The organism is Nocardia takedensis NBRC 100417 (assembly GCF_000308695.1).
Classification (GTDB): Bacteria; Actinomycetota; Actinomycetes; order Mycobacteriales; family Mycobacteriaceae; genus Nocardia; species Nocardia takedensis.
This window is the reverse complement of record NZ_BAGG01000082.1, coordinates 1-13528: the sequence shown is the minus strand read 5'-3', so window position 1 is coordinate 13528 and position 13528 is coordinate 1. Positions and strand designations below refer to the sequence as shown.

Below are 13528 nucleotides of genomic sequence, written 5' to 3'. Positions count from 1 at the left end.
CCATACCAAGACCCAAGCCAACGGCAGCATCAACGCCAACGCCAACGGCAGCGCGAAGGCCATCGGCGCCGAGACCATCGACGCCTGACCGTTCCCGCCGTCCCCGTCCCTGTCCGTTTCGACGCTTCTTCTCTCGCCTGGAGGTGCGTCATGACCGTCACAGCGTCCGCGAGTACAGCCGCGCCCGGCACCGAGATCGATATCGCGACTGTCGGTGCGGATCCGGCGGCGGTGCTCGACCCCGACATCGAGGCGCTGCTACATCACGTGGTCGCCGCGGCGGCTCGTGAACACGCCCGCACGCGCGTGCTCACGGGGATCGCCGCGGCGACCGCCCGCCCCGCGGGTCACCGGCTGCCGGGTCCGGCGGGGCGGGTCCGCCCGAGGGATCCGGGTGGTCGCGGCCCGCGCGCCACCCAACGCGGCCCTCCGGACTCTTCATCGGGTTCGTGGTCCAGATCCCTGGTGTTCGGGAAGCGAGGTGATGCCCGTTCTCACGATCTACGGCACGAAGTGATCGCTCTTCCCCTTGCGGTGGCCCCGCGGCGTTCGCGCCGGCCCGCGGGGCCACTGCCCCCCTTTCCTCCTGTTTTCCAATCCCATTCGCTTCCGCCCGCGGGTCCGTGGCGCGGGTGGGGACGCGCAGGGTGTGGCCGGTGTGGAGCACGAACCCATGCACCCCACCGTGGACCGGGGCCTCGCGCACAAACACCCCGACGACCGCGACGAGATCGCCGACACCCTGACCGCCGTCGTCACCACGGGCGCGGCGTTCTCGAGCCGCCACCGCATCATCACCACCACCGGGGCCACCCGCCACGTCCTGGTCGTCGGCGACCAGCTCCACGACCAGCACGGCCTCGTCGTGGGCACCAGCGGCTACTACATCGACCTCACCGACGCCGTCGCCGCCGACCGCCGCCACACCGTCACCACCGAACTACCCGAACTCCTGGCCACCCGCGCCGCCATCGAACAAGCCAAAGGCGCGCTCATGGCCGTCTACGGCGTCACCGCCGAACAAGCCTTCGCCGTCCTCGAATTGCGCTCCCAGGAACCAACACCAAATTGCGCACCCTGGCCGAACGCCTCGTCGACGCGCTCACCGACTTCGGTGGCGCGGCGGCGCAGACCCGCACCAGGTTCGATCACCTGCTGCTCACCGCCCACCGGCTCCCGCCACGCCCCCGCTGACCGAACGCGTCCTGAGAGCACTTCTTTCGGGCCGGCGTACCGGCGGCACCGCGGGGTGGCGGGCCGGTGGGAACCCGCAGCGGCGTAGCGCAACTCGCCACGCGCCCGGCCACTGGCTGCGACCATGGGGGTGGGTTATATTGAGCCGAACCGTGCCGATTCGCCGTACTGGGAGTGTGGGGCTGTGGGAGGCGGTGCAGAACTGATGTTCACGACGATTTGGGGGGCCGCTCGATGAGAGATATCTCGGTGGAGACCGAGGCGCTGCGGGTTTTCGCGGCGGAGAACGCCGGTATCGCGGCGCAGGTCGGCGCGGCCGGAACGATGGATCCGGCGGGCCAGGTCGCCGCGCTCACGCCCGTGTTCGGCCTGATCGGGGCGGATTACCTGCTCAGTTTCGCGGCGGCCCAGGTGTTGCAGTCCAAGGACATCAACGAACTGTCGGTCAAATTCAACGACCTCTCCTCGAAGGCGTTCACGGCGGCGAGCCGGTTCGACGACCAGGACACCGAGAACGCGGGCGATATCGACGGCGCCGCGGGTCAGATCTGAGTAGGCGGTGCAATCCATGGACAACGGCGCCCTCGGCGTGATCGGACAGGACCAGGGCGTCGCCGCGATCGCGCACAGCGCGGACGACCTCGCCCAGATCGCCGCCGCGGCGGCGCAGAGCCTGCCGCAGGCCATCCAGGACATCCCGCTGCCGCAACTTCCCGCGGATATGGACCCCATCGAGTCGCCCGAGCTCCACCTCGCGCGCAAGATCACCGACGAGCAGCACGGCGCGGTGCCCGCGGGCGTCCCCGGCCTCGGCGGCGGTGGGGGAGCGTCCGATCCCGGCGGAGTCCTGTCCGGCGCGCCCACCGACGTGTCGAGCCTGCTCGGCGGCGCCGACGCCGCGATCAGTCACGCCACCGATCAGGCGCACACCGCGCTCGCCCAGGTGGACGGTGTGCTCGGCGGCGCGCTGTCCGGCGGCGGCGCGGGTCTGGCCCAGGCCGCCCAGCAGGCCGTCGCGTCGGCGCAACTGCCCGCCGCGCTGCCCGCCCTGCCCGCCGACCCGGTCGGCAGCCTCATGAACGGGCTGTCGATCCCGGCGCTGCCCGGGGTCGATCTGCTGTTCCAGCCGATTCTGGACCTGCTCAACAGCTTCGGCACCGGCGTGCTCGGCGCCCTCGACCCCACCAAGATCCTCAGCGCGTCCTCGCAGATCATCGAGACGGCCATGCAGGTGGGCAAGGGCAGTATGGCCACCGTCGAACAGGTCTGGGAGGGGCAGGCCTCGCGCAGTGCCCAGGCCGCCAGCCAGCAGGCCACCACGCAGGGCCAGGAGACCAGTCAGCGCGGTTTCGACATCTCCGATCTGACCCAGCGCGCGGCCGGGGTCGTCCAGCAGGGCAACACCCAGTTGCTCGGCATCGCGAGTTCCTTCGCCACCCAGGCCACGGCCCTCGCGCCGGTCATCCTGACCCCGCCCGCGCAGACGGCGCTGATCGCCAGCGCCACCCAGCATCTGGGCAACGCGGTCACGGTCGCCAACGCCACCCGCGGTGATCTGGCGGGCAAGACGGCCGAACTCAACGGGATGGTCTCGCAGTTGCTCGGTCAGAGCGGGTTGCCCGCGCCGCAGGACGTGGCCCAGGCCGCGATCCAGAACATCGGCGAACCGCTGCTCAGTCAGGCCTCGGACGCGTCGACGAATTCCGCGGGCCTCGGCTCCGATTCCCCGCTGTCCTCGCTGCTCGGCGGTGCGCAGTCCAACACCTCCGCGCAGGGCGTCGGCGGTTCCGGTACCGGTGCGGGCCTCGGCGGCGGCGGCGCGAGCCTCGGTGCGCTCGGCACCGCGCGTTCGGGCGGTTCGGCGGGCGGCGTCGGCGGTTCGGGCTCGGGGTCCGGCGGGTCGTCCTCGGGCAAGCCGAACATCGGTGTGCCGGGAGCGACGGTCTCGCCGTTGCGCGCGAGCACCGGGATGCCGACCGTCGCGGGTCTTGGCGGTGCCACCGGCGCGCCCACCAGCGCGGCGTCGGCGGGCAACTCGTTCATGGGCGGCAGTCCGGCGGCCGCGGGCGCGGGCCGCGGCGCCGACGACGACGAGCACGGCCGCACCGTGCAGCCCTACCAGAGCCGTACGGGCAACGACGATCTCACCGGTCCGCTCGGCGAATCCACCCCGGATGTCATCGGCGCGCCGCATTCGGACGAACTGCTCTCCGACTACTCGCAGGATCAGTTCTGATCGTAAGCACGGAAAAAGCTGTGGCCCCTTCCGGATCGGGAAGGGGCCACAGCTTTTTCGTGACTCGATGGCGACAGGAACGGACTCAGTCGGCGACGAAGCCGTCCATCAGCGAGCGCCACACGGCGGCGAACCGGGTGCGCGCGCTCTGCTGTTCGCCGGCGAAACCCTCGGTGGCCGCGGGCGAATAGACGATGAGGTGCGCGCTCTGCTCCAGCGCCTCCGGCATGAAGTCGATGATGCCGATGCCGTGGTCGTTGGTGGCGGGGACACCGAAATCGGTCTCGGAGAGCGCCTGGACCTCGGTCAGCGCCGCCTTCAAGACCTCGGCGCGGACGGTGCCCGCGACCTGACGCGGTTCGGTGTCGGCCTTGCGGTCGGCGGCGATGGCGTCCGGTCGGTACACCGCGTGGCCGTCGGAGTAGACCTCGAGCACCGGGCGCAGATCGGTGCGACTCTGCCAGCCCTCCGGGATCGTGGTCAGGGTCAGCAGCGCCGTCCGCACCGTCGGCGGTTCGGCGGTCTTCGGATCGGCGCCTGCCGCCGCGGTCGCCGCGGCGACGGCCACCAGGAACGCCAGGAGTACCGACACTGATCTACGCATGGGGTATCCACCTCGTCGTGCTGGTAGGGAAACAAGGCCGTCGCCGCGGGTGCGGCGACGGGTCACCGCAGAGCGTCCGGATTGTCGAGATCGCGGGCGGAGTAGGTGTCACACGCCCGCACCTGACCGGTCCGGTATCCGGACAGGAACCACTTCTGCCGCTGCTCGGAGGACCCGTGCGTCCACGCCTCGGGATTGACCCGGCCCTGCGCGGCCTGCTGGATGCGGTCGTCGCCGACGGCCGCGGCCGCCGAGAGCGCGTCGCGGACGTCGTTGTCGGACAACGGCTTCAGGAACGGCTGATCGCTGCCGGGCGCGGGCGTCTTGTCGGCGTAGTGCGCCCAGATACCCGCGTAGCAGTCGGCCTGCAATTCGGTGCGCACCGCGCCGGACTGCGGACCGCGCGGATCCTGTTGGGCCTGAACGATATCGCCGCGCACGTTCTGGATGTGATGGCCGATCTCGTGCGCGACGACGTACTCCTGGGCCAGCGGGCCGCTGTTCGCGCCGAAGCGCGTGGTCAGCTCGTCGAAGAAGGTGACGTCGAAATAGGCGGTCCGGTCGGCCGGGCAGTAGAACGGGCCGACCTCGCTGGTGGCGTTGCCGCATCCGGTGTTGGTGGCTCCGGAGAACAGCACCACCTCGGGATCGACGTAACGTTTGCCGGTCTGCGCGGGCAACTGCTCGCCCCAGATCGCGTCCAGGCTGATCGCGGTGAGCGCGACCCGGCAGTCGACGTATTTGTTCGCGTCGGCCCCTGTCTTGCAGTGCTCCGGGGTGCCCGCCGTCGCGGGCAGGCTGCTCTCGTCCTGCGCGCCGGTGAGCCCGCCCAGCACCGAACCGGGATCGCCGCCCAGCAGCAGCGCCAGGACCAGCACGATGAGGCCGCCCGCTCCGCCGCCGAGGGCGATCCGCCCGCCCATCCCCGGGCCGCCGCCACCGGATCGCACGGCGTCGGGGTCGATCTGCATACCCTCGTTGAAGGTCATCGTCGTCGCTTCCTGTCGATCGCCGCCGTCGCGTGCCGATGCGCGGCGGGCGGCACCCGCTCTCGGTTCAGCTTGGCACGAAGGGCCGACATTCGGATCGGGACGCCGAGCGTGTCGTGCGACACGGGCTGCGACCGCGCCGGATGCGGGCCGATATCAATTAGGGAGCCTGCCTGCGTCGTCGCTACGATGGCAACGCACCGAATGCCCCTTTTGGTGCCGGAATCGTCGAAAGGAATCCGATGCTGCGCACCCACTTGGCTGGTTCGCTGCGAAGCGAACACGCCGGTTCGACCGTCACCCTCACCGGATGGGTGGCTCGGCGTCGTGACCACGGTGGCGTGATCTTCATCGATCTGCGCGACGCCTCCGGCGTGGCCCAGGCGGTCTTCCGCGCGGGTCCCGCCGCCGGACAGGCCCACCGGTTGCGCGCCGAATTCTGCGTGCTGGTCACCGGCGTGGTCGAACAGCGGCCCGAGGGCAACGAGAACCCGGACCTGCCCACCGGGCAGATCGAGGTGAACGTCACCGAACTCGAGGTGCTCAACGAGAGCGCGCCGCTGCCGTTCCAGCTCGACGAGCAACCCGGCGAGGAAGCCCGGCTCAAGCACCGCTACCTCGACCTGCGCCGCGAGGGCCCCGCGCACGCGATCCGGTTGCGCTCCAAGGCCAACGCCGCCGCCCGCGACGTGCTGGCCGAACACGCCTTCGTCGAGGTCGAGACGCCGACGCTGACCAGGTCGACCCCCGAGGGCGCGCGCGACTTCCTGGTCCCCGCCCGCCTGCAACCGGGCAGCTTCTACGCCCTGCCGCAGAGCCCGCAGCTGTTCAAGCAGTTGCTCATGGTCGGCGGGATCGAGCGCTACTACCAGATCGCGCGCTGCTACCGCGACGAGGACTTCCGCGCCGACCGGCAACCGGAGTTCACCCAGCTCGACATCGAGATGAGCTTCGTGCGCCAGGAGGACGTCATCCTCTTGGCCGAGGACATCCTGGTCGCGCTGTGGAAACTCATCGGCTACGACATCCCGACGCCGATCCCGCACATGACCTACGCGGAGGCGATGCGCCGCTTCGGCTCCGATAAGCCGGACCTGCGTTTCGGCGTCGAGATCACCGAGCTCACCGACTACTTCAGCGAGACGCCGTTCCGGGTGTTCCAGGCGCCCTACGTCGGCGCGGTGGTGATGCCGGGCGGCGCGAGCCAGCCGCGGCGTCAGCTCGACGGCTGGCAGGAGTGGGCCAAGCAGCGCGGCTCGCGCGGTCTGGCCTACGTGCTGGTCAACGAGGACGGCACGCTGGGCGGGCCGGTCGCGAAGAACCTCAGCGACGCCGAGCGCGAGGGGCTGGCCAAGCAGGTCGGCGCCGAACCGGGCGACTGCGTGTTCTTCGCCGCGGGCGAGGTCAAGGCGAGTCGGGCGATCCTGGGCGCGGCGCGCGGCGAGATCGCCCGCAAGGTCGGCCTGATCGACGAAGACGCGTGGGCGTTCGTCTGGATCGTGGACGCCCCGATGTTCGAGCCCGCCGCCGAGGCCACCGCGAGCGGCGATGTGGCGCTGGGCTATTCGGCGTGGACGGCGGTGCACCACGCGTTCACCTCGCCCAAGCCCGAATCGGTGGACACCTTCGACACCGATCCCGGCTCGGCGCTGGCCTACGCCTACGACATCGTCTGCAACGGCAACGAGATCGGCGGCGGCTCGATCCGTATCCACCGTCGCGACGTGCAGGAACGCGTTTTCGCGGTGATGGGCATCAGTCACGAGGAGGCGCAGGAGAAGTTCGGCTTCCTGCTCGACGCGTTCGCCTTCGGCGCGCCGCCGCACGGCGGCATCGCCTTCGGCTGGGACCGGATCGTGGCGCTGTTGGCCGGACTGGACTCGATCCGCGAGGTCATCGCCTTCCCGAAGACCGGCGGCGGCGTCGACCCGCTGACCGACGCGCCCGCGCCGATCACCGCGCAGCAGCGCAAGGAAGCCGGTCTCGACTTCAAGCCGGGCGCGAACAAGCCCGCCGAGGGCAAGGGTGGCGAGGGCAAGCCCGGTGAGGGCAAGGGCGGCGAGCCCGCGGCGCCGACCGCCTGATTCCGCACGACCACGACCGGCCGGACGCCTCGCGCGTCCGGCCGGTTCGCGTCCGCGCGGCGCGGATGGCGACCGGCGACCCGGGGCGGTAGGTTCTGCTGAGTCCGGCGCGGCCGGAGCCGACCGCGAGGGGAACCCGTGCTGCACGTCCGTCTGATCAGTCCGCCCGAGACGACCGACCGGGTGCTCGAGGTGCTGCACGCCGATCCCGGCGTCACCCACGTCACCGTCGCGCGCGGGTGCGCGATCGATCCCGCGGGCGATCTCGTGCAGGCCGACGTGGCGCGCGAGGCGGCCAACGACGTGATCGGACATCTCAAGCAACTCGGCGTGCACCATACCGGCGGGATGACGCTGGTCCCCGTGGAGACGGTGCTCTCCGACGCGGGGGAGAAGGCGGTGCACGAGGCGCCCGGCGATCCGAGTGACGCCGTGGTGTGGGAGGAACTGCTCGCCCAGACCCACGAGGAGTCCACGCTCAATTCCACCTTCGTCGCCTTCCTCACCATCGCGTGCCTGCTGGCGGCGGTCGGCGTGGCGACCGATTCGCCGGTGACCATCGTCGGCGCGATGGTGGTGGGTCCGGAATTCGGTCCGCTGGCGGCGTTCTCGGTGGGGTTGGTGCGTCGCGACTGGTCGTTGGCGCGCCGTTCGGCGCTGGCGCTGCTGGTCGCCTTCCCGTTCGCGATGGCGGTGACGCTGGTCGCGACGCTGCTGTGGGAGCAGTTCGGATGGATCACCCTGGACGGGGTGACCAACGCCCACAACGTCGACTTCATCTACGAGGTGGGCCCGTTCTCGCTGATCGTGGCCCTGCTGGCCGGTGCGGCGGGCATGTTGTCGCTGGTGACGTCCAAATCGGCCGCGCTGATCGGGGTGTTCATCTCGGTGACCACGGTGCCCGCGGCGGGGTTCGCGGTGGTGGCGGCGACGGTCGGACAGTGGAACGTCGCGTTCATGTCGGCCGGTCAGCTCGCGGTGAATCTGGGCGGCATCGTGGTGGCCGGGGTGCTGGTGTTGTTCCTGCGGCCCCGCGCGGGCAGTGACACGGGGCCGTTCGAGCGGTTCAAGCGCGCGGTCGGGATGACCTCGCGGGTGGAGAAGGTGACCTGGGTGCAGAAGTGAGCCCGGTCAGGACGCCAGGGTGCCGCCGGTGAGGCCGCGGTAGGCGGCGGTGACCGCGATCACCGAGACCGGTCCGGCCAGCAGCAGGCCCAGCCCGCACAGCAGTGTGCCGACCAGGGCCAGCACCATGACCGCCAGGGCCAGCAGCGCGGTCTGACCGGCGTTGCGCAGGACCAGCGTCGCGCTGGACTTGATCGCGTCGAACGGGCCGAGGTCCTGGTCGACGACGTAGTGCAGGGAGAACATGCACAGCCAGCCGACGAGCAGACCGGGCAGTACGCACAGCGCGAAGCCGATCGAGGTGGCGATGAAGGCCAGCAGCGCGGTCAGCAGGACGTTGCCCGCGTTGACATATTGGAAGTAGGAGCCGAAAACCGGCCTGTTGCCGTCGGTTTCGTAGAGCGCCCCGCGCACCATCGCGCCCTGCAACAACCAGATGCCGGTGAGCACGATGAGGAAGATCACCATCACCGGCAGCGGCGTGCGCGGTTCGAAGGTCTGCACGAGCAGGTAGAACACCAGGTAGATGACCACGCCCATGGCCGTGATGCCCAGCCACGGTGCGGGATTGGCGCGGAACTTCTCGACGCCGTAGCCGAGCGCCTGCCCCACATCCAGACCGGTCGGGACGGAATGTTGGTAGCCGTAGACCGGATAGTCGTCGGAATCACCGTGCGCGGGACCCGTACCCTCGGGGCCGTAGGTCGGCTGGGGTTGTCCGACAGCGGGCGGCGGTTCGACCGGTTCGCCGTACTGGGGCGCCCCCGGCCCGCTGAACTGCGGGTATCCGGCGTCGCCCGGCATTTCGTGCCGTGCGGGACCGGTGTTCGGCGCGGGAACGGGCTGACCGGAACCCGCGTGCTGACCGGACGGAGCGGAATGCGAGACGTCCGCGTCGCGCCCGGGGGCGTCGCGAACCGGGTCGCGCGGTGCGGGCGATGGGGTGTCGGTCAATGTGGGAGACCTTTCGAGGCACCTGGTTTGCGGTGTGGCGCACGACAGTTGACGTTGAGAAAACCTGACCGGACCTATGGTGTCAAGCACGTCGCGCGCGCCCGGCGGAGGGCGGCCCGGGACACGCCGGACGACGCGGAAAGGTTGTGTAACAGGTCGCTGAAAGTGACCTCATGCGAGTAGCTTGATAGGCGATGACCGCACTATTGGCCGAACGCGCCGCCGAAGTCGTGTCCGCAGCACAGCAGTTGCTCACAAAGCGAATGGGTGCTCCGGTGAAGCTGAGCGATCCGATCGAACTCAGCGGAAGTGGTAGGACGACAGTCCTACGCGTGCGTGTTTCGGAGAACGCCTTCTCCCTGCCTCGGACCCTGATCATCAAGCAGGTCCGCGGCGCCGCTCGCGACCTCCGAGCGGGCGCCTTCGCGCCCGGGGTCGCCAGCGTGGATTCCGCGTTCCTCCGCGAAACCGTCTCCTATCAGTTCACCACCGCCCTCGGTCGCGACCAGCGACCCGGCGCCTACCTCATCGCGCACAGCCTGCCCGACCGGTTGCTGATCCTGAGCGACCTCGGGGAGAACTCCCTGCTCACCAATGTCCTGGAAACCGGCGCCGAGGCGACGACCCGCCACGCGCTGATGGCCTTCGCCCAGGCGATGGGCCGCATGCACGCCGCGACGGTGGGCCGCGAGGCCGATTTCGTCGCGCTGCTGCGCCGGGTCGACGTGGTGCACCGCGTCGACGGCATCGCCCAGCAGGCCGAATCCGCCATCGCCGAGGTCCCCGGCCTGTTGCAGCGCGAACTGGGCATCGAGGTGCCCGGCGAGATCGCCGAGCGGATCGTGCGGGGCAACCGCCTGTTCTCGGCGGGCCGCTGCCGCGCCTTCAGCCCCTCGGACCTGTGCCCGGACAACGTGATCATCAACGAGGAGGGCGCGCGCTTCCTCGACTACGAGTGGGGCGGGTTCCGCGACGCCACCCTCGACATCGCCTACGCGCTGGTGTCCTTCCCCGGCTGCCTGTGCGATTTCGAGCTGTCGCGCGAGCGCGGCCAGCAGATGATCGAGGCGTGGCGGTCGGAGGTCGTCGGGGTCTGGCCCGCGCTGGCCGACGACGCCGCGCTGGCCGAACGCATCCTCGAGGCCCGGCTCATCTGGGTGTGGCTGAGCACCTACTGGTTCCTGCCCGCCGATCACGCCCGCATCGCCGCGGCCCGCGAACACGGGCTGTCGGTGCCCCGCTCGGAGGCGCTGATCAACCGCTGGGCGGCCCTCGCCGAGGACGCGCGGTGCACCGGCGACGACGCGGTCGGCGATTTCGCCGAGGACGTGTCCGCGCGGCTCGAGGAGCGCTGGTCGGAGTGACCCGGCGCTAACGCCTGCGCAGCAGGATGCCGCGCAGCAGCGCCGCCTGTCCGCTGTGCTGGATGTCGTCGTCGACGACGCTGATCAACCGCACCCCGAGGGTGACGGGCGGATCCCAGCGCTGGTCCACCACGCGCGGCAGATCCGCGTCGGTCAGCCCGCGCACGTAGTCGAGCGTGCGGGCGTGGGTCGCGTCGTGGTAGCCGAGCAGCAGGTCCGCGCTCACGCCGTCGAGGGCGGCCACTTCGCGCGGACCGTGCCCGTATCCGGTGTCCGATTCCGGCAGCGACAGCTCGAAACGGCTCGCCCACCCGTCCGCCGTCCAGGTCTGCTGGTGTCCGGCGACCTCGGCGACGTGGTCGTCCTGCACGCGGGTCAGATGCCAGAGCAGCCAGGCCACGGTGTTCGTGCCCGGTTCGACCACCGTGGACAACTCCCGCTCGGACAAGCCCTCAACCGCGTCGTGCACGTTCTGCCTGATCCGGTCGAAGGCGTCCGTCAACAGCTCAGCACTGGTCATATCGATGTCCAAGCGGCCGAGCGCGCCGATTGTTCCCCGCCCGGCCTCAGCCGATCGGGGTGGCGCGCGGCTCGATCCGTCCGCCCTCGCGGACCCCGAGCGAGGCGCCGAGCCGGATTCCACTGGCCGGGTCCTCCACGTCGAGCACGTAGAACCAGTCCATGCGGGCCTGCTCGGCCGTCACCTCCAGGACGCCGTAGCCGTGCGATTCCAACTCCACGTACCGCAGGTGCCGGTTGACGCCCTTAATGGTCTCCTCGAGCGGCACCGCGACCGTGCGAGGCGGCGCGCCGAGCAGTTCGCCGATGCTGCTCGAGGTCACCGAGGGCACCACGAATTCGGCCCCGACGGTGGGCCCGCCCGGATAGTTCGCGGCGTCCACCGGCAGGTCGGCGGCCCACGAGGAGTGGATGTCGCCGGTCAGGAACACCACATTGCCGATCCGCTGGTCCAGCAGGGTGCGGAACAGGGTGTTGCGGTCGGCGGTGTAGCCGTCCCACTGGTCGCCGTTGAGGGGGATGCCGCCCTGCGGCAGGCCCATGACGCTGGTGAAGGCGGCCGTGGTCGCGGGCTCCAGCGGCGGGAACACCAGCGGCGCGATCATCACCGAGTTGCCGACCAGTTTCCAGCGCACCGGGGCCGAGGCCAGTCCGGCGGTGAGCCATTCCATCTGCGCCTTGCCGGTGATGGTGCGCGCCGGATCGTCGACCGTGCGCCACCCGCGCACCGCCTCGGCCTCGCGGTCGCGGTAGCTGCGCAGGTCGAGCATGGACAGTTCGGCCAGCGTGCCGAAACGCAGTCGCCGGTAGATGCGGGTCTGCTCGCCGGAACCGTTGGCGCGCACCGGCATCCACTCCAGGTAGGCGCGGGCCGAGGCGGCCTTGCGGTCGCGCCAGTCGCCGCTGACGGCCGGATCGTGGTCGCCCGAGCCACCCGACCAGGAGTTGTCGGCCGATTCGTGGTCGTCCCAGGTGCAGATGAACGGCACTCGCGCGTGCAGGTCGCGCAGGTCGGGATCGGTCTTGTACTGACCGTGGCGGATGCGGTAGTCGGCCAGGGTGACGATCTCCTGGACCGGATCGTGGGCGCGTACCGCGCCGTTGCGGCCCCCGTACTTGCCGCGGCCGTATTCGTAGAGGTAGTCGCCGAGATGGACGATCGCGTCGAGATCCTCGCGCGCGGCCAGGTGGCGGTAGGCGGCGAAGTAGCCCGCCTCCCAGTTCGAGCAGGACACCACGCCGAAGCGCAGTCGGTCGGGGGTGTCGGCGTCGGCGGGGGCGGTCCGGGTGCGGCCGGTCGGCGAGGTCTGGTCGAGCGCGGTGAAGCGGTAGTGGTAGTCGGTGGCGGGGGTCAGGCCGGCGACGTCGACCTTGACAGTGTGGTCGCCCTCGGCGGTCGCGGTGACCTGCCCGGCGGCGGCGATCGAGGTGAAATCGGCGTCGCGGGCGATCTCCCAGCGCACCCGGGCGGGTTCGCCGAGGCCGGAACCCGGCGTCGCCTCGGGGGCGACGGTGACGCGGGTCCACAGGATCACCCCTGTCGGCAGCGGATCTCCGGAGGCGACACCGTGCGCGAAGACCGGTTCGGCGGCGTGTGCGACGCCGACGCCCACCAGTGCGGTGGCGGTGGCGGCGCCCGCGACACCCTTGAACAGGGTGCGGCGGGGGACGGAGCGGAGGGGGGCGGGATCTGAAACGGCAACGTTTTCGGCCACGGGTATCGATCACATCCCATACCGCCGCCCCGGGCAACTCGGCGGGACGCGTGTCACTCCCGCGACCGGTGCGAACGCCACGGCGGCGGAGTTGTCGGGGCCGGACGGTACGGTCGCAGCCATGAGCGATGGCCTGTTCGACGTCCCGGGCGCCGCGTCGGACGCGGACCTCCCCGGGTCGGCGGGCGTGGACTTCCGCGGTCCGGGCGGGGCCGCGCCGCTGGCCGTGCGGATGCGGCCCGCCACGCTCGACGAGGTCGTCGGCCAGCAACACCTGCTCGGTCCCGGCTCGCCGCTGCGCAGGCTCATCGAGGGCTCCGGCGCGGCCTCGGTCCTGCTCTACGGACCGCCCGGCACCGGCAAGACCACCCTGGCCTCGCTCATCTCCAGGGCCACCGGCCGCCGATTCGAGGCGCTCTCGGCGCTCTCGGCGGGGGTGAAGGAAGTGCGCGCGGTCATCGACCTGGCCCGACGGCGGCTCACCGTCGGCGAACGCACCGTGCTGTTCATCGACGAGGTGCACCGCTTCTCCAAGACCCAGCAGGACGCGCTGCTCGCGGCCGTGGAGAACCGGATCGTGCTGCTGGTCGGCGCGACCACCGAGAATCCGTCGTTCTCGGTCGTCTCACCGCTGCTGTCGCGCTCGCTGGTGCTGCAACTGCGCTCGCTCACCGACGACGACATCCGGACGGTGCTCGAGCGCGCGCTCACCGATCCGCGCGGCTACGACGGGGCCTACGCCGT

12 protein-coding genes are annotated in these 13528 nt (G+C 70.7%); 7 read left to right on the top strand and 5 right to left on the bottom strand.

What is annotated here, in order from left to right:
• Positions 1-658 precede the first annotated feature (658 nt).
• The 3 genes from ON30_RS17170 to ON30_RS17160 all read left to right on the top strand — a co-directional run bounded on the left by ON30_RS17170 (position 659) and on the right by ON30_RS17160 (position 3430).
• Positions 659-1282 carry an ANTAR domain-containing protein gene (locus ON30_RS17170; RefSeq protein WP_157183760.1) on the top strand — a complete coding sequence of 208 codons (624 nt, stop codon included), beginning with the start codon at positions 659-661 and terminating at the stop codon, positions 1280-1282.
• Between the two features lie 146 nt (positions 1283-1428).
• Entirely contained in the window at positions 1429-1746 is a 318-nt protein-coding gene (locus tag ON30_RS17165) for a type VII secretion target (RefSeq protein WP_040708412.1), read from the top strand.
• 16 nt (positions 1747-1762) lie between these two features.
• On the top strand, positions 1763-3430 hold the full coding sequence (locus ON30_RS17160; RefSeq protein WP_085999348.1) for a hypothetical protein: 1668 nt from the start codon (positions 1763-1765) through the stop codon (positions 3428-3430).
• An 85-nt stretch (positions 3431-3515) separates the two neighbouring features.
• On the opposite strand, the gene ON30_RS17155 is transcribed toward ON30_RS17160, so the two are convergent.
• Both ON30_RS17155 and ypfJ read right to left on the bottom strand, forming a co-directional pair.
• Entirely contained in the window at positions 3516-4034 is a 519-nt protein-coding gene (locus ON30_RS17155; RefSeq protein WP_040708408.1) for a hypothetical protein, read from the bottom strand.
• 62 nt (positions 4035-4096) lie between these two features.
• Positions 4097-5023, bottom strand: coding sequence for a KPN_02809 family neutral zinc metallopeptidase (gene ypfJ, locus ON30_RS17150; RefSeq protein WP_040708405.1), 927 nt, complete (start codon positions 5021-5023; stop codon positions 4097-4099).
• A 242-nt stretch (positions 5024-5265) separates the two neighbouring features.
• On the opposite strand from ypfJ, the gene aspS reads away from it, so the two are divergent.
• Both aspS and ON30_RS17140 read left to right on the top strand, forming a co-directional pair.
• Entirely contained in the window at positions 5266-7107 is a 1842-nt protein-coding gene (gene aspS / locus ON30_RS17145) for an aspartate--tRNA ligase (protein ID WP_083911458.1), read from the top strand.
• Positions 7108-7245: 138 nt separating this feature from the next.
• Positions 7246-8232, top strand: coding sequence for a DUF389 domain-containing protein (locus ON30_RS17140; RefSeq protein ID WP_083911457.1), 987 nt, complete (start codon positions 7246-7248; stop codon positions 8230-8232).
• 6 nt (positions 8233-8238) lie between these two features.
• Here ON30_RS17140 and ON30_RS17135 read toward each other — a convergent pair whose 3' ends face one another.
• A complete protein-coding gene (locus ON30_RS17135; protein ID WP_040708403.1) occupies positions 8239-9186 on the bottom strand; it encodes an ICP22 family protein in 948 nt (315 codons plus the stop codon).
• Between the two features lie 194 nt (positions 9187-9380).
• On the opposite strand from ON30_RS17135, the gene ON30_RS17130 reads away from it, so the two are divergent.
• Positions 9381-10550, top strand: coding sequence for a phosphotransferase family protein (locus ON30_RS17130; RefSeq protein WP_040708402.1), 1170 nt, complete (start codon positions 9381-9383; stop codon positions 10548-10550).
• Between the two features lie 7 nt (positions 10551-10557).
• Here ON30_RS17130 and ON30_RS17125 read toward each other — a convergent pair whose 3' ends face one another.
• Both ON30_RS17125 and ON30_RS17120 read right to left on the bottom strand, forming a co-directional pair.
• A complete protein-coding gene (locus ON30_RS17125; protein ID WP_040708399.1) occupies positions 10558-11070 on the bottom strand; it encodes a mycothiol transferase in 513 nt (170 codons plus the stop codon).
• A gap of 46 nt (positions 11071-11116) precedes the next feature.
• On the bottom strand, positions 11117-12784 hold the full coding sequence (locus ON30_RS17120) for an alkaline phosphatase D family protein (RefSeq protein WP_051029458.1): 1668 nt from the start codon (positions 12782-12784) through the stop codon (positions 11117-11119).
• A gap of 121 nt (positions 12785-12905) precedes the next feature.
• On the opposite strand from ON30_RS17120, the gene ON30_RS17115 reads away from it, so the two are divergent.
• Positions 12906-13528, top strand: a 623-nt coding sequence (locus tag ON30_RS17115) for an AAA family ATPase (protein ID WP_040708398.1), incomplete at its 3' end; no start/stop codon positions are given.

Excerpts from the sequence above, each read along its gene's own strand:
- ypfJ (WP_040708405.1), bottom strand. The coding sequence starts at position 5,023 with ATGACCTTCAACGAGGGTATGCAGATCGACCCCGACGCCGTGCGATCC.
- ON30_RS17165 (WP_040708412.1), top strand. The coding sequence starts at position 1,429 with ATGAGAGATATCTCGGTGGAGACCGAGGCGCTGCGGGTTTTCGCGGCG.
- ON30_RS17125 (WP_040708399.1), bottom strand. The coding sequence starts at position 11,070 with ATGACCAGTGCTGAGCTGTTGACGGACGCCTTCGACCGGATCAGGCAG.
- aspS (WP_083911458.1), top strand. The coding sequence starts at position 5,266 with ATGCTGCGCACCCACTTGGCTGGTTCGCTGCGAAGCGAACACGCCGGT.
- ON30_RS17155 (WP_040708408.1), bottom strand. The coding sequence starts at position 4,034 with ATGCGTAGATCAGTGTCGGTACTCCTGGCGTTCCTGGTGGCCGTCGCC.
- ON30_RS17160 (WP_085999348.1), top strand. The coding sequence starts at position 1,763 with ATGGACAACGGCGCCCTCGGCGTGATCGGACAGGACCAGGGCGTCGCC.
- ON30_RS17130 (WP_040708402.1), top strand. The coding sequence starts at position 9,381 with ATGACCGCACTATTGGCCGAACGCGCCGCCGAAGTCGTGTCCGCAGCA.